Origin of the sequence: Acinetobacter sp. V110_1 (assembly GCF_031798975.1) — a bacterium.
GTDB lineage: Bacteria > Pseudomonadota > Gammaproteobacteria > Pseudomonadales > Moraxellaceae > Acinetobacter > Acinetobacter nosocomialis_A.
Genome location: NZ_JAVQNN010000030.1, coordinates 197295 through 217676, shown reverse-complemented (window position 1 = coordinate 217676; position 20382 = coordinate 197295). Strand labels below are relative to the sequence as shown.

16 protein-coding genes are annotated in these 20382 nt (G+C 38.6%); 7 read left to right on the top strand and 9 right to left on the bottom strand.

Annotated elements, in window-relative coordinates:
• Nucleotide 1: 1 nt before the first annotated feature.
• The 4 genes from clpA to argC all read right to left on the bottom strand — a co-directional run bounded on the left by clpA (nt 2) and on the right by argC (nt 4600).
• Nucleotides 2–2278, bottom strand: a complete 2277-nt coding sequence (clpA, locus tag RMA95_RS11950; RefSeq protein WP_263613848.1) for an ATP-dependent Clp protease ATP-binding subunit ClpA — start codon at nt 2276–2278, stop codon at nt 2–4.
• 9 nt (nt 2279–2287) lie between these two features.
• A complete protein-coding gene (gene clpS, locus RMA95_RS11945) occupies nt 2288–2701 on the bottom strand; it encodes an ATP-dependent Clp protease adapter ClpS (protein ID WP_001260033.1) in 414 nt (137 codons plus the stop codon).
• Nucleotides 2702–2710: 9 nt separating this feature from the next.
• Nucleotides 2711–3469, bottom strand: coding sequence for a DUF6776 family protein (locus RMA95_RS11940; protein WP_311072262.1), 759 nt, complete (start codon nt 3467–3469; stop codon nt 2711–2713).
• 75 nt (nt 3470–3544) lie between these two features.
• Nucleotides 3545–4600, bottom strand: coding sequence for an N-acetyl-gamma-glutamyl-phosphate reductase (gene argC / locus RMA95_RS11935; protein ID WP_311070813.1), 1056 nt, complete (start codon nt 4598–4600; stop codon nt 3545–3547).
• Nucleotides 4601–4782: 182 nt separating this feature from the next.
• Here argC and RMA95_RS11930 point away from each other — a divergent pair, with 182 nt between their 5' ends.
• Nucleotides 4783–6303, top strand: a complete 1521-nt coding sequence (locus RMA95_RS11930) for a hypothetical protein (RefSeq protein WP_311070811.1) — start codon at nt 4783–4785, stop codon at nt 6301–6303.
• Here the strand turns inward: RMA95_RS11930 and RMA95_RS11925 are convergent.
• Both RMA95_RS11925 and rpiA read right to left on the bottom strand, forming a co-directional pair.
• Complete coding sequence (locus RMA95_RS11925; protein WP_311070809.1) at nt 6300–6980, bottom strand: SprT family zinc-dependent metalloprotease; 681 nt, start codon at nt 6978–6980, stop codon at nt 6300–6302. The genes RMA95_RS11930 and RMA95_RS11925 overlap by 4 nt on opposite strands.
• Nucleotides 6980–7651, bottom strand: coding sequence for a ribose-5-phosphate isomerase RpiA (rpiA, locus tag RMA95_RS11920; RefSeq protein ID WP_000061060.1), 672 nt, complete (start codon nt 7649–7651; stop codon nt 6980–6982). Before rpiA ends, RMA95_RS11925 begins: the two co-directional genes overlap by 1 nt.
• Nucleotides 7652–7752: 101 nt before the next feature.
• On the opposite strand from rpiA, the gene ilvA reads away from it, so the two are divergent.
• The 3 genes from ilvA (at nt 7753) to RMA95_RS11905 (ending at nt 11448) form a co-directional block, all read left to right on the top strand.
• Nucleotides 7753–9300 carry a threonine ammonia-lyase, biosynthetic gene (ilvA, locus tag RMA95_RS11915; RefSeq protein WP_171063662.1) on the top strand — a complete coding sequence of 516 codons (1548 nt, stop codon included), beginning with the start codon at nt 7753–7755 and terminating at the stop codon, nt 9298–9300.
• Nucleotides 9301–9444: 144 nt separating this feature from the next.
• Entirely contained in the window at nt 9445–10095 is a 651-nt protein-coding gene (locus RMA95_RS11910; protein WP_311070804.1) for a TrkA family potassium uptake protein, read from the top strand.
• 15 nt (nt 10096–10110) lie between these two features.
• The gene (locus RMA95_RS11905) at nt 10111–11448 is read left to right on the top strand and encodes a TrkH family potassium uptake protein (protein WP_311070802.1); all 1338 of its coding nucleotides are present in this window, start codon (nt 10111–10113) and stop codon (nt 11446–11448) included.
• 42 nt (nt 11449–11490) lie between these two features.
• Here the strand turns inward: RMA95_RS11905 and RMA95_RS11900 are convergent, their stop codons facing one another.
• The 3 genes from RMA95_RS11900 to RMA95_RS11890 form a co-directional block, all read right to left on the bottom strand.
• Nucleotides 11491–12642, bottom strand: a complete 1152-nt coding sequence (locus RMA95_RS11900; RefSeq protein WP_311070800.1) for a phospholipase A — start codon at nt 12640–12642, stop codon at nt 11491–11493.
• A gap of 20 nt (nt 12643–12662) precedes the next feature.
• Nucleotides 12663–15602: an insulinase family protein gene (locus RMA95_RS11895; protein ID WP_311070798.1), complete on the bottom strand. Its 2940-nt coding sequence runs from the start codon at nt 15600–15602 to the stop codon at nt 12663–12665.
• 252 nt (nt 15603–15854) lie between these two features.
• Nucleotides 15855–17945 carry a TonB-dependent siderophore receptor gene (locus tag RMA95_RS11890; protein ID WP_311070797.1) on the bottom strand — a complete coding sequence of 697 codons (2091 nt, stop codon included), beginning with the start codon at nt 17943–17945 and terminating at the stop codon, nt 15855–15857.
• Nucleotides 17946–18182: 237 nt separating this feature from the next.
• On the opposite strand from RMA95_RS11890, the gene RMA95_RS11885 reads away from it, so the two are divergent.
• Genes RMA95_RS11885 through RMA95_RS11875 form a run of 3 tightly spaced genes read left to right on the top strand, consistent with a single transcriptional unit; the run spans nt 18183 to nt 20146 of the window.
• The gene (locus RMA95_RS11885; RefSeq protein WP_233929883.1) at nt 18183–19187 is read left to right on the top strand and encodes an adenosine kinase; all 1005 of its coding nucleotides are present in this window, start codon (nt 18183–18185) and stop codon (nt 19185–19187) included.
• 16 nt (nt 19188–19203) lie between these two features.
• Nucleotides 19204–19512, top strand: a complete 309-nt coding sequence (locus tag RMA95_RS11880; protein WP_002050689.1) for a Rieske (2Fe-2S) protein — start codon at nt 19204–19206, stop codon at nt 19510–19512.
• A 25-nt stretch (nt 19513–19537) separates the two neighbouring features.
• Nucleotides 19538–20146, top strand: coding sequence for an OB-fold-containig protein (locus RMA95_RS11875; protein WP_086377691.1), 609 nt, complete (start codon nt 19538–19540; stop codon nt 20144–20146).
• Nucleotides 20147–20382 lie beyond the last annotated feature (236 nt).

Here is a 20382-nt window from a genome sequence, read left to right as displayed (position 1 = left end):
ATTAAGCTGGTTCTGCCGTATGGTGATCTTCAAAAACTTCAAGTTTTAGGCCAACTGCTTTGCCATCTTCTTTCTTCACTGATACCGCCACATTACCGCCATGATCTGCAAGTTCACCAAACAGAATCATTTCAGCTAATGGTTTCTTCAAGTGTTCTTGAATGAGACGTTGCATTGGACGAGCACCCATTAAACGGTCATAACCGTTGGTTGCTAACCAGTCACGCGCACTTTGATCTACATCTAGAACTACACGTTTTTCATCTAGCTGTGCTTGTAATTCTGTTAAGAACTTATCAACTACAGATTCAATCACTGTGGTTGGTAAAGCTTTAAACTGAATAACACTGTCTAAACGGTTACGGAACTCTGGTGAGAATGCACGTTTCATTGCTTCTTGGTTGTCCGAGCTATGGTCTTGCTCGGTAAATCCAATGCTTGCACGAGAAATACTTTCTGCACCAATGTTTGTAGTCAATACAATAATGACATTTCTGAAGTCTGACTTACGGCCATTATTGTCGGTCAACGCACCATGATCCATGATTTGCAACAACAGGTTAAACACATCAGGATGTGCTTTCTCAATTTCATCCAGCAATAAAACACAATGTGGATTTTTATGGATCGCATCTGTGAGCAAACCACCTTGGTCATAACCTACATAACCCGGAGGAGCACCAATTAAGCGAGAAACAGCATGACGTTCCATATATTCAGACATATCGAAACGAACAAGCTCAACGCCTAACAATTTCGCTAATTGCTTAGTGACTTCAGTTTTACCAACACCCGTTGGACCAGCAAACACAAAGCTACCAACAGGCTTGTCTGGTGATTTCAAACCAGCACGTGACAACTTGATTGCAGAAGCCAATGCAGTGATTGCTTCATCTTGACCAAAAACAACACGTTTTAGGTCACGCTCAAGATTTTCAAGTACTGATTTATCATCTTTAGACACAGTCTTAGGCGGAATACGCGCAATTTTAGAAACGATGTCTTCAATATTTTCAACAGTAATTAAGCTGTCTTCACTTTCTGCTTTTAAGCGGCGTTGTGCACCTGCTTCATCAATGACATCAATTGCTTTATCTGGCAAGAAACGATCATTAATAAATTTCGCAGAAAGCTCAACCGCAGAAACCAAAGCTTTGTCGTCATACTGTACGTGGTGGAAATCTTCAAACTTAGTTTTCAAGCCACGTAAAATATCAATAGTTTCAGAAATGCTTGGTTCATTTACGTCAATTTTTTGGAAACGACGAGATAACGCATGATCCTTCTCAAATACCTGACGATATTCTTGGAAAGTCGTTGAACCGATGCAACGTAAAGTACCATTTGCCAAAGCTGGTTTAATGAGATTCGATGCATCCATTGTGCTGCCCATACTTGAGCCAGCGCCAATGATCATATGAATTTCATCAATGAATAAAATCGCGTTTGGATTTTTCTTCAAAGCATTCAGCAATTGTTTTAAACGTTTTTCAAAATCACCACGGTATTTTGTACCCGCGACCAATGCACCAATGTCGAGGCTATAGACTTCTGCATTGCTCAGTGGTTTTGGTGCTTTACCATTTACAATGAGCCATGCAAGGCCTTCTGCAATTGAAGTTTTACCTACACCTGGATCACCCACTAGTAATGGGTTGTTTTTACGACGGCGGCAAAGAATTTGTGCTGTACGCTCAATTTCTTTTTCACGCCCAATGAGTGGGTCTGTTTTTCCTTTTTGCGCTTCAACATTTAAATTGAGCGTATAAAGTTCCAATGGCCCAGCATTGCCTGAGTTGCTTTCACCCTCAATGTCTTCAACTTCTTCTTCAACCTGAACTTCATCTTTACGTGTCCCATGAGACAAGTATTGAGTCAAAGTTAAACGATTAATTTGATGACGCTTAAGTAAATAAACAGCAAAAGAATCACGCTCTGAGTACATTGCGACCAAAACATCCGCACCTTCGACAGTACGATCACCACCACTTGATTGCACGTGGAAAATTGCACGTTGCAAAATGCGGTCAAAACTTTCTGTTGGATGTGGAGCTTGCTCGCTATTTTCGCCAAGCTTAGGAGTATGTTGTTCTACATATTCTTCTAATTCTTTACGTAAAGAAACAATATCAGCTCCGCATGCTTTTAATGCATTCACAGCCGAATCGTTATCGAGTAAGGCTAATAGTAAGTGTTCAACTGTAAGAAACTCATGTCTCTTTTGACGAGCCATGCTAACAGCCAAACGTAATGATACTTCTAATTGACGACTGAGCATGTGACCCCCTTATGCTTTAGGCTCAATCTGGCAAAGTAATGGATGACCTTGCGATCGAGCGTAATTATTAACAAGGTTTGCCTTGGTTTCCGCGATGTCTCTTGGATATACCCCGGCAGTACCTTTACCTTCATAGTGTACTGTTAGCATTACTTGAGTTGCTTGGTCAAGATTCATTGCAAAGTATTGTTGTAAAATTTCAATTACAAAGTCCATTGGCGTGTAATCGTCGTTCAATAATACTACTGCATATAAGGGTGGACGCTTGAGTTCGGGAGGTGCTGTTTGAACAACAACCTCTCCATCATGATCTTCGTTTTGCGAATCACTTAAGCGTGGATTGAAGTGCCAATCGACATAGCCAGACTGCTGAAAAGAAGCCTTAATATCTTTTAAATTTGTTTGACGCTTATTTGTTCGCATATGATGTTACTATTGTGAATTTGCTTCAGCTTGAGGAATTTCTGCAACAAAAGCAGAAGGTGTTTCGACAGGTTTGCCACGCTGCCAACTAAAACGTTTAATCACTGGTGTCTCAGAACCACCTGTTAGACGCACTTCAATATATTGAGGTGTAAAGCCCTTAGGCATTGTCCAACGGCCAGTCAAACGCTCAAAATCAGTGAAGTTAAAGTTCTTATCTTCAAGTGGCACAACCAAGACTTCAGTATCTTTAATCAGTCTTATTTCAACTGAACCTGAAGCACGGCGTTTACTTGGACTCACTTGTACCAGATCAAGCTGATATTCATAAGCATTTTCTGGTAGTGGTTTAATTGCCAAATCCTGAATGGTTAAGCTTAAACCACCACGTTGTCTTAAAATTTCACGGTAGATATTACTCATACCTTGTTGTTGTGTTTTATCAGCATTTGCTTGATTAAGTGCTGTAAACAAGTCATTCGCATTTGTAACAGCAACATCACGCTCTTGTACAGCTGCATTCAGGCTTTTGTTAACTGCATCTAACGCTGCTTTTTGTTTTTGCACTACTTCAACCAATTGCTCTGCATCTGCATCGTAACCTACAACAGTTAAACCTTGACGGTGCCCAATTGTATAGCCGAGCGCAAAACAACCACTCATTAAAATAGCAGCACCAATAAACAAAGGCTTATTGGTGTTTAAAAATTTTTTCTTTTGCAACGAACTTTCTACAGAAGTCGTCTGTTCCGAGTTTTGCATCGTCATCTCAGTGTTTAAGATCAGAGTCAAGACACACATTTAAATCGAAATTTAAATGTGTGTGAAGCAAAAAAGAGTTTTTTATGGTAATAAACCAATCCCTTGTAAGCCTTCGTCTTCATTAAAGCCAAACATAAGGTTCATATTTTGTACAGCTTGACCAGATGCACCTTTTACAAGATTATCCTGAGCCGCCAAAATAATGAGTTTATTTGGTTGTGGTTTATATAAAGCAATACGTAATTCATTTGCTCCACGCACACTGCGTGTTTCAGGTGAACTATTCGCAGGCATGACATCTACAAATTTTTCATTTGCATAGAAGTCTTCATACAAAGCTTGTAAGTCTGCTTGCTTACCTGCCTCAGTCAAGTCCACATAAATTGTACTCAACATACCGCGAATCATTGGTACCAAATGCGGTACAAATAAGAGCCCTTCAAAGCCACCTTTTTGCCCAGAAATATTTTCTAATGCTTCGACAATCTCTGGATGGTGACGGTGACCTGCAACACCATACGCTTTAAAGTTATCGGCATTTTCACTGTAAATCATGCCTAAGCTTGCTTTACGGCCAGCACCAGAAACCCCTGATTTTGCATCAATAATAATATTCTTGGTTTCAATCAATGCTTGTGCAGATTTTAAAAGTGGAGCCAAACCTAATTGAACAGTTGTTGGATAACAACCTGGATTACCAATGACTTGAGCCTGTTTAATTTTTTCACGATTTAACTCAGTTAAACCATAAACAGAATCTTTTAGTACGTCTGGGCACGCATGTTCCATGCCATACCATTTTTCAAACTGTTCAAGATTTTGCAAACGAAAGTCCGCTGCCAAATCAATAACTTTGGTCCCTGCTTCGATCAAATCTTTTGCATGCTGCATCGCAACACCATGTGGGGTCGCAAAGAATACAACATCACATTCTTTTAATGCATCAATGTTTAAATCTGAAAATTGAAGATCTGTATGCCCACGTAAGTTTGGGAACATATCAGCAACTGGTTTGCCTGCTTCTGTACGTGAAGTCAGAACTCGAACCTGCGCTTTTGGATGTCGTAATAAAATACGTAATAGTTCAACGCCTGTATAACCAGTTCCACCAACAATTCCGACAGAAATCACGTGCATTACCTCAAATATTGAATCTATACTTGCGGTAGTATGACAGGATGTCCAGGCTTACAAAACCATTTCATGCTTGGTAATTTTAATTTTTTTATTTTTTAGCGTTAATTACATAGCACTTGCTGGTCTGTCAGAACCAAACAAATATCAGTAAATAAATACCAGATTCATTTTGGAGAGCTAGGATGCTTGATCAATCAAAACAAACAAAGTTGTGCACTTATCTCGGCCTTAGTACTTTAATTTTAAGCGTAGCCCTTGTTGGATGTGGTGGTGGCAGTAGTAGCGGAGGCTCATCTAGTACCCCAACACCAACTGTGCCAACTCCTGAAGTCATGACAGATTTTACACTTAAAACCCCTGTCGAAATGCGCAATGTTCAACTCAAAGTTTATGACAATACCGACAATAGTATTTTGATTGATACCCAAGTTGCCAGTTTAACAAGTTATAATATTAAACTGCCAAGTACCAAGTTGAATCGGCTTTATCGAGTAGAAGTCACAACTCAAGCTTCATCTCAAGTATTTGATCCAATTAATTCTAAATATGAGAATATTTCTGGCGTCTATCACGCTTTTATTACCCCAAGCTCAATAAGTAATAAAACTCAACTGATTAGTCCAAGTTCAGAAGCAATTTATCAACGCGCTGTAATCCGATCAGGACAACTTCCACAAGAAACGATAGATCCAACCCGTATTGAACAATCACATGTTGATTTGGCTTCTCAAGATGTTTACAACGCCCTTATTAGCGCGTTTAAAGATGCTGCCATTCCAAGCTTAAGCCCAGCCAGCCCACTAACTGTGCTAAATTTATTACAGTATTCAACAAAGCAACCAAGTAGTTATGTTGATAGCTATCTGAGCTTTGGATATTTACAATATTGGAATACGATTCATGGCAATGTAAATACTTATCAAGAACTGACTAATAGCCTTGCAACCGATTTAAAAGATGGATATTTAGACGGCAAAAAACTTATTGGTGACAATACAAGCATGACACCTATTTTTAGTCCATCGCCAGATAATATTGACCCTGTAAAAAATACGCTTTTGGACATTGCAGCCAATCAAAAAGCAACTCGTGATTATTTTGCTACCAATTTAAAAACTGCAACATTGCAATTAGCAGATTCACAAAGTCAGTCTAGTTTAGATCAAACTGGATATGCTCTTTTGCAAAAAAAACTCTATTCTGGTGTTGTGCCTTCTGGAAATACGTCTGATTTTTTCCGTATAGATGGTGCTGGTGATTATCGACGTGCTGTTGGTTTTCGTGGTATTACGGCGACTTGTAATGGTTCAGCTTACCCGTGTAAACAAGGTTTAACCAGCATCAATATAGCTGACCCTAAACTCCCGGCCACAGACTATTTAGTCGGTCACTATGAAAACAGTGCATCGGGATGCCAACTTAATTTTCGTGCCAATGGTCAAATTGAGTTAATTCAAGGTTCACAAAGTTATCGTTCCGCCTTAAGCGCAGATAGTACAGATAACTTACTGCAAACAGACGCTGCAAGTTATAGCTACTTACTTAACTCAAGCTCATCTGAACCCAATAATTCAACACAGCAATATAATTTTATACAGCTACATATTAAAGCGAACAAAATTGTTAGTGCTCAAGCAGGCCTCGATAGCCGCAAAGCACCGGATGTATTACAGACAACACAATTAGAATGTAGCTTTAACTAAGCTGTGACATACCACCACGCAGGCAATGGATTACCTTTTAATTGTCTGCGATGCTGCATATAGTGAGGGTCGAACTTTGCAACTTCGGCCCAAAATGCAGGGCTATGATCGAAGTGTTTGGTGTGTGCTAACTCATGAATACAAACATAACGGGTAATTTGGGCTGGCATAAGAACCAGTCCTGCATGCAACATAATATTATGCTGACTACTACAACTTCCCCAACGTGTTTTAGGACGTCGAATTGCACATTCGGCATAACTCAGCCGAGTTTTTTGGCTAAGCTCTGACAAAAGAAGTGGTAACTCTTGTTTGGCATAAGCAATCACGGCATTTTGTAAAGCTTGGTAAGGTTGTTGTTCTTTAATGAATAAATAATTATTTTCCCAATCAAACTGAAAAATGCGATGTTGCTTTTGCACCACAACTTGAAAAGGCTGTTCTCTATTGAAAAAAGAAATTTCTGAAGGAATTTCAAACGACGTAGCCTGAACGTGTTGCTGTTTACTCCACGTCTCGATCAGCCATTGTTCAGACTGCGCCAAAAACTGCTGAATTTGTTTCTTACTACAAAATAACGGAACAGTCAGTCGTATAGACGCAGGCTCAACACGTAAGCGCAATTTTCTTGCCCTTACGTGACGAACAATTTTAATTTCTGGAATTTCCACAGACATTACTGTGCAGTACGCTCTTCAATACCATTATTTGTCGCAACAATAGCAATTGTTGCTGGGTTTAATGCAAAAATACCGTTAGTCACAACACCTGGGATATTATTGATGGTTTTTTCCAAGTCAATAGCGTTTAAGATGTTCAAATTAAATACATCTAAAATAACGTTTCCGTTATCTGTTACCACACCTTCACGATAAACTGGGTCACCACCTAAGCTGACCAATTTACGAGCTACAGCAGAGCGCGCCATTGGAATCACTTCTACTGGTAATGGGAAATCACGACCAAGTTGATCAACCCATTTCGAATCATCAACGATACATACAAATTTTTTAGCAATTGAAGCTACAATTTTTTCACGAGTTAATGCTGCGCCGCCGCCTTTAATCATATGCATGTGACGATCAATCTCATCTGCACCGTCAACATAAGCATCAAGGCTGCCTACATGGTTCATATCAACCACTTCAATACCTAATTTTTTAAGACGATCTGCTGTTGCTTGCGAACTTGCCACCGCTGCCTCTAATTGTAGTTCAGGTAATAAATCAATTAAAAAATTTACAGTACTTCCAGTTCCTACCCCCAAAATGCCACCTTTGGGTAAGTGTTTTAAAGCAGCTTTAGCAGCAGCTTGTTTCTTTTCATCTTGGGTTGCATATAGGCTCATTACATCACTCAACTATTTTTTGACATTTATGCGCCAATAAACGGCGCAAATGCACAAGGGTTTGCTACAATAATTTCCTATTTTAAACTGTTATAGGGAAGATGAACATGCTGTCTCGTGTGGTACGACAAATTTTACAAGCAACGGTTTATGATGTTGCAATTGAAACACCTCTCGAAGCAGCTCCACGAATTAGTCAAAAATTAAATAATACAATTCGTTTTAAGCGTGAAGATTTACAACCTGTTTTTTCTTTTAAATTACGCGGTGCTTATAACCGTATTAGTCAAATACCGAAAGACCAACTTGAGCGTGGTGTAATCTGTGCATCTGCGGGCAACCATGCGCAAGGCGTGGCATTGTCTGGTCAACGTTTAGGCATTCCTGCAATTATTGTTATGCCAAGTACAACTCCTGACATTAAAGTTCAAGCAGTTAAACGCTTGGGTGGTCAAGTTGTATTACACGGCGATAGCTTTGATGTAGCAAATAAATACGCTCAGCAACGTGCCGAAGTTGAAGGACTTGTATTCATTCCACCCTATGACGATGAACTTGTTATTGCTGGTCAAGGCACAATTGCAAATGAAATCTTACGTCAATGGCGTGATGTAGAATATGTGTTTGTTGCTGTAGGTGGTGGTGGCCTAATTTCAGGTGTAGCAGCTTACCTTGGTGAAGTTGCACCCCATGTGAAAATTATTGGCGTTGAATATGAAGAGTCTGCTTGCTTAAAAGCAGCACTAGAAGCAAATGAACGCGTAATCTTGCCACATGTAGGCTTATTTGCAGACGGTACTGCTGTTGCACAAATTGGTGCTTTGCCGTTTGATATTATTCGTCTTCGCAAATCTGATAACTCAGGTCCAATTGTTGACCCAGACATTGTGACTGTAAATACAGATGAAATCTGTGCTGCAATTAAAGATACTTTTGATGAAAACCGTAGCATTGTTGAACCATCAGGTGCAATGGCGTTAGCTGGTATTAAAAAATATGTAGCTGAGCATAAAATTAGCGGTAAAAACATGGTGTCGATTGTTTGTGGTGCCAACATGAACTTTGACCGCTTACGTTACATTGCAGAGCGTACTGAACTCGGTGAACAACGTGAAGCAATTTATGCAGTTACACTTTCTGAAGAAAAAGGTGCATTCTTAGGTTTCTGCCGCGCCCTACAAGGCCGCAATATTACCGAGTTTAACTACCGCGCAAATAACACAGAAGAAGCACAAGTTTTTGTGGGTATTAGCTTAAAAGGTGGTGATGCTGAACGCCATGAAATTTTAGAGCAGCTTAAACAGCAAAATTATGTTGTCGATGACTTATCTGATGATGAAGTTGCTAAATTGCATATTCGTTACTTAATTGGTGGTCATGCCAATCTGGATGATGAAAGATTATTCCGTGTTGAATTCCCTGAACGTCCGGGCGCATTACTCACCTTCTTAACTCGTTTAGGTCCAACCCACAATATTACCCTGTTCCATTACCGTAACCACGGTGCTGCTGAAGGTCGTGTATTGGTTGGCTTACAAGCCACAGATGCCAAACAAAATCCAGATGGCTTAATTGAAACCCTAGAGCAAATTAGTTATCCATATGCAGAAATTACTGACAATGTGGGCTATAAGCGCTTCTTGAAATAATCTTTGATTTTGATAAAAAAGCTGACAAATTTGTCGGCTTTTTTATTATTTAAGCCCAATATTTTCTATATTTACATTGCTTCTCTTTATCTCAAAGAAAATATCATTAAAAATAAAGCCCTAATTAAGTATAAAAGGTTATTTATGGCACAGTTCGCGGTCATCGGCTTGGGAAGTTTTGGAGCAACAGTTGCTCAAGAACTCACAAAATTAAATCATGATGTTATTGGCATTGATACAGTCAAAAAGAATGTAGAGAACCTTGCCGATGTTTTAACTCATGCTGTCATTGCTGATGCTACAGATGAACATGTACTGGATGAATTAAACATTCAAAATTGTGATGCGGTTGTTGTTGCAATTGGTGAAGATATTGAAGCCAGTATTTTATGTGTGCTGAATTTAAAAAATCTCGGTATCGATAAAATTTGGGTAAAAGCAAAAACCAAAGCCCACCACACAATTTTATCTCACCTTAATATCAACAAAATCATTCATCCTGAAGAAGATATGGGCGTACGTGTTGCTCAAGCACTCAATTATCCAATGGTAAGTCGTTACATGTCTTTAGATGATGATCACTATATTGTGAAAATTGATATTCCAGAGAAATTAAATGGCATTAACTTGTATGGGATTATGCAGCAAGCACCACAAGTTAAAACACTACTTGTAAAGCGAAAGCAGCAGATTTTATTTGAAACTGAAGAGACTTTTACCTTACAAACGCATGATATTCTTATTTTAGAAGGTCATTTACAGCAACTTAAAAAACTCTCTAATTGTTTCCTATAAAAACGAACCCCAAATATGTCTCTTAAGCCTAAACCACATAAAACACTAAATCTAAGTCCACCTTCACTTTTAGCGCTGGGCTTTCTAGGCTTTATTGTCTTTGGCACATTATTGCTTAAACTTCCAATTGCCAATAACGGTCATGTGAGCTGGATGGATGCACTATTTACAGCAACCTCAGCAGTTACGATTACAGGATTATCTATTTTAAATATTCATGAATCTTTTACGCTTTTTGGGCAAGTCATTATTTTATTACTAATTCAGTCCGGTGGTTTAGGCTTCATGACTTTTGCCATTTTAGCCGCACTAAGCCTTTCGCCTAAAATTGGTCTTAAGCAGCAAATGATGGCCCAAGACAGCCTTGGTCAAACCAGTTTATCAAAAGTAACTTTTGTGGCTAAAGGGGTGGTGACCTACACTCTCCTATTTGAACTCATTGGAATAGTCATTCTCACGTGCGCATTTACGCCTGCTTTTGGCTTCGCTCGTGGTTTGTATTATGCAATGTTTTATAGTATCTCTTCGTTTAATAATGCCGGTTTTTCATTATTTAATAACAGTTTAATGGGTTTTCAAAACAACTATGTGATCTGTCTTACGGTGAGTTTGCTTTATACAATAGGTGGACTTGGTTTTTTAGTTCTCATGGACATTAAACAAAATAAAAAATGGAAAAAACTTAGCCCAAACAGCAAACTGATTTTAACGACTATTGCCATTATTAATTTAGTCGCTTTTATTTTAATTTGGGCTATGGAAGCACAAAACGCTCATACATTAGGCATGCTAAGCGTAGGTGATCAAGCTTTACATGCTTGGTTTCAAGCGACTGTTCCACGATCTTCAGGGTTTAACACCATTGATACAGGAGCAATGACCAATAGTAGCTCTTTGCTTATGATGCTACTGATGTTCATTGGTGGTGGTTCATTAAGTACTGCTGGCGGTATAAAAGTGGGTACTTTTGTCATATTAGTTTTAAGTGTACTGTCTTTTTTAAGACGTACCGATGAAATCAGGGTTTTCAATCATTCTGTTTCCCACGACACCACTTATAAGGCCTTAGCAGTTACCGCGATTACCAGCATACTCATATTTATTGGGTTCTTTATACTTCTGCTTTTAGAACCGAAAGCCGACTTTATGAACTTATTATTTGAAGTGGTATCGGCAGCATGCACAGTTGGGCTGTCTCGAGGGATTACACCAGACTTACATAATGGTAGCTTGTTTATCTTAAGTCTACTTATGTTTGCAGGAAGACTTGGACCGTTAACGCTGGCATATTTAATCGCCACACCTAAAAAGAGTCGCCTCAAACATCCTCAGGCCAACATTCAAATTGGTTAATAAAAAAGCCGCTAAAAAGCGGCTTTTTTATAGGCTTCGAACTTAGTACCAGTTCATGAGTGAAACACCCAAACCTGCATAAGTTGCACGGTGGTTATAGTCAATTAAGCTTTCACCATATCCATTAAATAGCTGGAAGTGACCACGCAACTTACCACTGATTGGAAATGCCCAGTCAAACTGAACCGCACCATGAGAATCATCACCACCTTTTAAAGAGTGACGTAGCATTAGCGAGAAGTCATTGTCTTTCCACTTATAAAAAGCGGTTAAATCACCTCGACCAATATAATCTTCAATATCAGGGTTGTTATCATCTTTACTTGCTTCGTTAATACGTACCCAAGGACGAAGCATTACGGCAAAATTACCGCGCTCTAAGCCCACATTAAAGATGACACGGTTCCAGCTACGAGATAATGGATCTGAACGACCATTTGACTGGTGATTTAAAGTTACACCTAATAAACGACCATCCAAACCAAGCAACTCATAGTTTGTTCTAAACATTAAGCTTGCTTCAGGCTCATAATTCGTTTCACGGAAAGGACGAGATTCTTCAGAGTTAAATGTCTGCCAACGTGATGATTGAGTATAACCCACCCATAAATCACCATTGTTACCGAAAATATTTTCCCAAGCTTTCGTTTTTAAAGAAATTTGAAATTTAGTTTCCGTGGATTTCAAATCTTGAGCTTCTTTAACGGTGTTATTGGGATTTGGGCTACTTGGAAATTCATTTTTATCGCTGGTCCAAAATACAGGCAGCAAATAGACAGGCTGATAAGCTCGAATGTTCCAAACACCAAGTTTACTTTTTTCAGATAACTCCCAACGTTGATCTAATAAAGAAGTAGTAGGTTCAATTTTTGGAGCCTTCCCTATTACTTTAATATTACTAACTGTATCTACAACCTTCTCTTTAAATGTTTCAGGCTGAACAGCAGGTTTATCAATTTTTTTAACAGGCTCTGCTACTGCTGCAGCTTGAACAGCCGGTAAAGCTGAGGGCTTAAATACAGAGTCATAACAAGCTAGGCGATCAGCATTTGAAGCAAGGGCAACACATGCATCTACGGTCGCAGGTTCTACAGGGGCTAAGGTGTCAGCATATGCCACCGACGCACATAAACAGCTAAGCAGGGTTCCCATACTTAGCTGTAATGATGTGCGTTCAAATTGTCTGAACGCCATGTTCATCTCCAATTTTTATTTTAATTAACTTGTTTAATCGTAAAGCCCAGTTGTTGCAATTCATCACGTTTTGCAAAAGGTGCAACCACAGCTTTTACAGGTGTTTGTTCAATTAAATATTGACGCGCGACACGTTGTAAGTCTTCTAAAGTCACATGCAATAATCTTTCACGTAATGTACGACGGAAAGTTGGAGTTCTTGCATGTAACAGTGCATAACATGCTGTAATTGCTTCACCGGCTGGTGAACCAGGTTTGTCCATACTCGCCACCAAACCAAGAATTGCTTCTTCAAGCTGATGAGGTTGTTGCTCTGTATTTAACAACCATTGCACACTTGCTTCAAAGTCTTTAAACGTCTCAGCTAAACGTGGGTCACGGTAACTAAAGAAACGGAATGAACATGCATTTCCATCATAACTAGCACCGCCACCATAAGCACCACCTTTTTCACGAATAGCACTGTGCAAGAAACCATTCCGCAAGTAGGCTGCTAATACCATTAAAGGTGCTGCATCCGGATGAGATACGTCCACAGCTTGATATGCAGAGGCACAGAACTGAACATTGGTTTGAATTAACCAAGCTTCATGTTCATTATCATTTTCTTGCTCGACTTGGGTTAACTCAGCCGCTGCTGTATCAACGTTTAATTTATCCCAAACATTTTGAATTTCTTCAACTAAACGCTCTGACTGGTGCTCTTCACATACCAATAAGAACTGTTTAGGTGCTTGCAATAATTTGGTGTGGATATGCTTCAATTCAGCAATAAGTGCATCATAAGCGGCATCGTCTTGGGTAATTTTAGTAACAAGCTCACCTAACCAATTCAATGCACCTAAGCCAGTGTTTTGATAGTCACGTTGAGCTAATGCGCTCATGTTACGAGAAGCAATTTGCATCGCATAACTATGGCCCGCGCCCGACAAACGAGACTGCCAGCGTGTCTTACGTTGCTGTAACAACTCAATAATTCGCTCTTTCTCATCAAAACGAAGTTGTTCAAATGCTAATTTTAATAAATGAATCGCATCGAACTTCTGAGTTAAAGATTTAGTCGTTAAAGTTAACCAAGCACTAATTTTGTCTTTATCATCAACCTTACTGCGTAACGAAGCACCCATTCCCAAACCACCACTTACAGCTGTTTGTAAGTTTTGGAGTTCAAGATAATCGTACTCACCTGCACCAACCTCTCCCATTAAAATAGAGAGCAAATTGAAGTATGGTGATTTAACCACATCATCAGGAATCTGAATGAGGACTTGTTGATAGTAAATACCATTCGTTCCAGCATGATACAAATTCAACGGCGTATCCATTCGATTACAGATAATTTCACGCAATTGACCTTGTACAATATGCAAGTCAGCTGGAACGTCTTCTAAACCTACTTTTGGTAACAGCTCAAGATTGTCTGGTGTATCTTGACGCTCTTGTAACGCTTTGGTTTTAGCAATGATCTCTGCTTTGTCTTCTTCAGTAAGCTTTTCACCAATCGCGGCTAAACGTGCTTTTTCAGCTTCTTGCTCTTTTACTGACTTGGTTGCATCCGGTACTAAAGTCATTTGTACACGGTGCGGGTTATCTAACAAATGTGTTTGAATCAGATTAGATAACCACATTGGGTCTTGAAGTTCTTCTTTGACCTGAGCAATCGCACTGTCAACATCCCAAATCTGAATTGGGTCATTATGGTGAATAGCACCACTTAAACCGTTTAAGATCAGGCTTAAGCCATATGGTGTGCCGTCACCATTAATTTCACGTTGATGCAACTCAATTTGATGCAAAATCGCATCAACCAAAGCTGAATCAATTGGTTTTGCAGCCACTTCACGTAAAATGTTTAAAACACCATCTTTAAAGCTTTCTGCATACTCTGGGTTTGAACCTTGAACACCACAGTAGAATGTCATTTCAAAATTACTGTCATCTACGCCCATTAATGGACCAGTTGACTGAGCATAACCACAAGTTTCTAAATAATGACGTAGTGGTGACGCTGAGTTTTCAAGTAACACACCTTCGACCAAACGCATACCTAGACGTAGTTTGATATCACTCGCTTGTGGTAACAACCAAGACAATACATGGTAAGTTTTGTCTTTCAAATCATCACCATCAACAGCATAAGTTTCAGTGACTTCAACAGGTGCCGTTAAGCGTTTTTCTGGTTTTGAATATAAAGTTGTACCCGCAGCAAACTTATGTAGAGCTAGTTTTTCAAATTGCTCTTGTAACTCATACGCTGTTTGGTTACCGAAAGTCATAAATACCGCATTACTTGGATGGTAATGAGTTTTATAAAATTCGACTAACTGTTCATACGTTAAGTCAGGAATATCTTTAGGATCACCACCTGAGTTGTAGTGATATGTAGTTTCAGGGAATAGATGATGAGCCAACTGATGATAAAGCTGATCAGATGGCGCACTCATCGCACCTTTCATTTCATTGAAAACTACGCCTTTATATACAGGCTGATCATTTTCAAGTTCAATACGAATACCTTCTTGAGCAAAATCAAGAGGATTTAAATTTGCTGAAAAAGCAGCATCTAGATAAACAGAGAGTAAGTTTTGGAAATCTTTCTTATTTTGCGTTGCAAATGGATATGCTGTCCAATCTGCTGCTGTAAACGCGTTCATAAATGTATTTAATGAACGGCGAATCATTAAAAAGAATGGGTCACGTACAGGAAACTTTTCAGAACCACATAAAGCGGTATGCTCTAAAATATGTGCAGTTCCTTTAGAGTCCATAGGTTGTGTTCTGAACGCAACAAGGAATACATTTTCATCATAATCAGTTGCCAAGTGATAATGCACCGCACCTGTGACTTTATGCTTATATTCAGACACTAAAATATCTAATGCTTCAACATGGTGCTGACGTAGCAACTGAAACGCAGGGTGAACAGTTTGAGAAATGGTTTCAGTGACATCTACAGTCATGTGATCTCCTAACATATCGGATAAGTGAATAAGTCTCATTATAGCCTGAGTCGGCTTGAGATTGGCGAACAAAAGCCAAGTAAAATACTATGTTTTTGTTGAGTATTAGTTTTCATAGGCATAGCTTTGATATCAAGCACATAGCCCGCATCATTGTATCCTAGCAGAACAAAACCTTTTAATACTATCTATATCCTATACAACAAATAAAAAAGCTCATCATTTCGATGAGCTTTTTTGATATTTTTTTAATTAAAAACGATAGCGAAGAGCAACTTGTGCATTTAATGGGTCACCCATCATGTTTGAATCATTTGCTCCACTATGACCTGAAACAAAATAATCGCGATCAAACAAGTTATTTAAGTTCAAGTTCACATCATAACGTTCACTTTGATAACCTAAGGCCGCATTCACAACTGCATAACCTGGTAAAACGTTTTTGTTATCTGGTGCACTAAAGCGCGATGATTCACCACGACCACCTACAGCCGCATACCAATGATCATTAATTTGATATTTTAACCACAGGTTAGCAGTGTTGTTTGGTGTAAGCGCTGAGTGATTCCCCGTAAATCCAATAGTCGACTTTTCAATCTTACCATCCATATAAGAATAGCCAGCTAGCACTGACAACTGATCAGTCAACTGACCTGTTAACGAGAGTTCAACACCTTTAGTTTTTTGCTCACCCGCTAACAGTGCTTGATTTGGATTAGCCGGATCTTGGTTTTGAATATTAGTTTGGCTCATTTCAAACAAAGCCAATGTCACATTCAATTGATCATTTACATCCCACTTCGCACCCACCTCATAATTTTCAGTTTTTGTGGGACTTAAATCAGCACTATTTGTATATAAAACAAATGAATCAGCTAAAGGTTGGAAAGAACGGTTATAAGAAGTATAAAGTGAAAGATTGTTTACTGGCTGATAAACCAATCCGATTCGTGGAGAATAGGTGTTATCAGTTCTATTTAATATTTGAAACTTCACTTTATCATTGCGATCTTGAGATAGATTGTCATAACGTAAACCAACTAAAACTTTAAGCTGGTCTGTCACTGTCATTAAGTCTTGCAGATACACGCCGTAGTTTTCAAAGGTATTGCTATTGTTATTACGCGCAACTGTTGTTCCGGTATTAATAGGTGCCCAGTACTCTAATTTAGGATCATATAAATCAGTGGTTGTTTTAGCACCTTGCCAAAGTATCTCATCTTTATGCTGCTTACTATATTCAGCACCAATTAAGGTATTGTGCTTTAAGAAACCTGTATTAAATAAAGCGCTCAACTCTTGCTGAACATACACACCATCTTCATTACGCAAGCGTTTATTTTGAGTCAAAGTAATTTTTGATTTATCAGCAGGATGCGTATCAACACTATATTGACGGTCTAATGAGTAGTTATAGTGGCGAACTGCACCATGATATTTGAGTTGATCATTAAACTCATGATCCAAACTTATAGTTTGACTTGAGATTTCAGTGTCAACATCCCCGACTTCTTTACCGTTTAATGCACCATAAAAAGTTTTAGGATTTGTCTTAACAGGTTTACCTGTAATTGGATCTGTCGGGAAGCCTTGATCAGCTAAACGATCATCATGCAAATAGTCAGCCTGAAGTAAAAGTTTAGTTTTATCGCTAATATCCCACTGTACTGATGGAGCCACCGCCTGACGTTTTAAAAAGGCCTGATCACGATAACCATCTGAATCTTCAACTGCGCCAGTTAAACGAACCTTAACATTCTCTGCGACTTTTTCATTCACATCGACTTCTGCACGGCGTTGACCTGTAGTACCACCAATCAAGCTCACTTCACGCAAAGATTGATCCATTGGTTTTTTATTAATTTTATTGACCAAACCACCCGCTGAACCACGTCCATAAAGTACGGAAGCAGGTCCTTTTAGTACCTCAACTCGCTCAACATTCGACATATCACGAAAATACAATGCATCATCGCGAATACCATCTACATAATTATCTGTGATTGCTGAGAAACCGCGAATCATGACTTGATCACGCTGTCCATCACCGACACTAAAGCTCAAACCAGCAACGTTTTGCAAGGCACCTTGCATAGAGGTCACAGTCTGCTCTCTTAGAATTTGCTTAGGTACGACATTTACAATTTGAGGAACATCTTTTAATTGCATAAGTCCTTTAGTTGCACTTGATGCTTGTCCCACTTCTTGTTTTAAACTGATTTCCTTGTCAGCTTTGACTGAAATTGTTGGAAGGTTGGTTACCGCCTGAGAGTCTGTATCTGCAGCATATACTTGGCCTGTTATAACCCCAACTGATGAAATAAATAAAATAGAACGTTTCATGTAAGTTCGCTATGAATAATTTCAGGCGAAGTTTCAATGAAATACTATACGTTTGTAAATATTATCAAGAATCATTATTAATTGATAATATTTATTAAAAAGAATATTTCAATTGCTTAGGTAAACAATAAAACTCTGCTAGCCGCTGAATTACCTGAATTTTATTCAACAAACTACAGCAAATGTGAGCAATGGTGTAAACTTATCGATCTGATTTTTTATTCTGTGACAACACATATGGCAACTGTAGATCTTTTTGCAATTGGTAATGCATTAATCGACCAAGAATTTAAAGTGTCTGATGATTTTCTTAGTCAGCAAGGCTTACAAAAAGGCACAATGCAGTTGTCTGATGGTGAAACACAATCTGCTTTATATGAAAATTTAAAGCAAACTCAAGATTATAAAGGCCAAGCAAGTGGCGGCTCTGCTGCAAACACAACTGTAGCCTTTAGTGCATTAGGTGGTAGCGCTTTTTATGGGTGTCGTGTTGGTCATGATCAATTAGGTGAAATTTACCTACAAGGACTAAATGATGCAGGCATCCAAACTACCCCAAAGTCAATCAGTGAAGGTGTAACAGGTACCTGTATGGTACTTATTAGCCCAGACTCTGAGCGTACCATGCATACCTATTTAGGTATTACGGCTGAACTCTCTCAAGATCAAATCGATTTTGAGCCACTTAAAACAGCAAAATGGCTTTATATCGAAGGTTACCTTTCTACAAGTGAAACAGCTCGTAAAGCAGTAAAACAAGCTCGAGAAATTGCAAAAGCTAACGGTGTTAAAATCGCTTTATCTTTATCAGACCCAGCAATGGTTCAATATGCCCGTGAAGGCTTAGAAGAACTTATGGATGATGGTGTAGATTTATTGTTCTGTAATGAGCAAGAAGCTTTAATGTATACCAATACCGCTACAGTTGAAGATGCTCTCACTCAATTGCGTTTTAAAAACCATACTGTTGTGATTACACAAAGTGCAAAAGGTGCTCTAGTTGCAAACCCAACTCAACATTTCCATGTACCAGGCCGTCACGTCGAAGCTGTAGATACAAATGGTGCTGGTGATGCTTTTGCGGGTGCATTCCTTTATGCATTAAACCATCATGAAGACTTAACTGCTGCTGCACAGTTAGCCATCTTAATTTCTAGTGAAGTTGTGTCTCAATTTGGTCCTCGTTTAGCCATTAATGACTATGCTAAACTCCTCGAAAATTTTCAGAAGGAATGTGCTTGAAATGGAAAGGATCTGTATGACGGAAGAAGTTCCTGAGCGTGAAGCTAGAGCTTTTGACACTTTACAAGGAACGACTATTTTCATTACACAGCGTGATGGCTCATTCTATGCCTATCAGAATTTATGCCCACATTTACAAACCGAACTTGAATATTTAGAAAATCAATTTCTAGACCAAGACAAAGAATATATTCAATGCTCTACTCACGGTGCTTTATTCAACGTGGAAACAGGCGAATGTATTTCAGGTCCTTGTTTAGGTGATTTTTTAAATAAAGTTGAGATTAAAGTACATTCAGATGGCGGTATTTATATCGTAGACTGAGATCATCAACATTAGAGTTTCTACCATGGCTGATTTCTTTTTTAATTATTATCTTATGCCATTTCATTTAAGTGTTGTGGCTTTGATATTGCTCAGCGTGGTAGAAACCATTGGTATGTATATTGGGTTACGCCCAAGCCAACTACTAAAAAAAATTGCACCAGATTGGCTTACTAACTCGCCATTACTGAATGTTAAGTTTTCTAAAGCTCTAATTTTCGTTTTTTTACTTATTAATTTCAGCTTTGCAGGTTATTTCTTACAACTCTCTTTCTTTGCAATACAGCATTACTTTATTACTCCTTTTTATTTAATTATTCCTGCGCTGGTCATCGCAATCTTTTTTACAGTGTTTATGATCCACTGTCTTGACCAAGTGATTAAACCAAAGCTTACCCATACCAATTACAATCTGTTAGGACGACTAGCGACGATTTCCAGTGGTAGTGCCAGACCCGGTTTTTCAGCTCAAGCGCGTGTCCGTGATGAGTTCGGTCAATTACACTATGTACAAGTTGAACCAGAATTTGGTGAGTTAGAACTATATTCTCAAGTGATTCTTATTAAAGTTCATAAAAGCCATTACGTTGCCAAGAAAATTTCTCTCTCAAACGATCTTTTCGCTCCTGATTAATTATTTTTAATTTCTTTAGCCTTTTATCGCTTTTTACAGGCTTTATTACTTCTCTCTATCCTATTATTTTCTTTAATTAAAATTAATCCAACTATTTTAGTTTGAAATAAAAACACCTTTATTATATCCAACCATTTTAATCAGAATTAAATTTAACCATACTATTTTAATCAACTTAATATATTTATTTACAAGTGTTTTAGTTGGATTTAATAATCAATCCATACCATTTTAGT